The organism is Gaoshiqia sediminis (genome assembly GCF_025907915.1).
In the GTDB taxonomy this organism is placed as follows: domain Bacteria; phylum Bacteroidota; class Bacteroidia; order Bacteroidales; family Prolixibacteraceae; genus Gaoshiqia; species Gaoshiqia sediminis.
Genome location: NZ_JAPAAF010000138.1, coordinates 1 through 378, shown reverse-complemented (window position 1 = coordinate 378; position 378 = coordinate 1). Strand labels below are relative to the sequence as shown.

The 378-nt window shown below is 42.1% G+C and carries 1 protein-coding gene; it reads right to left on the bottom strand.

Annotated elements, in window-relative coordinates; genetic code table 11:
• Window positions 1-378: IS1634 family transposase (locus N2K84_RS20305; RefSeq protein ID WP_428222007.1), on the bottom strand; the 378-nt coding region annotated here is incomplete at both ends.

The window sequence follows — 378 nt, the reverse complement described above, 5'->3', positions numbered from 1 at the left end:
GTGCCTGAGTCGATGATAGATTGGACGTATGCGCAAATCTGTTTTTGACATCCGGAATGCCTTCTCAATGTGCCATAAATTTTTGTAATTCTCGATTACTTGCTTATCCCTGAGTTTGGTGTTGGTTGCATATCCCTTGAGTCCATCCCAAACTTTATCCTGATTAAATTTTTCGTAATCAATCTCGATCGTCACATCTCCTTGCATCCGAAGGTATTTATTGTAACCCTTATTGTTAATATTTGATTTGGTGAGTTTTCCTGTTTTAACCCGTTTTTCCAGCCGCTGCAACCCGCGAATGCGGTTATGTTCGTCTTTCACTGCCCGATTTGCGGCATAGTTAACAATCAGCCGGGTTCGGCCTGACTTGTTAATCCT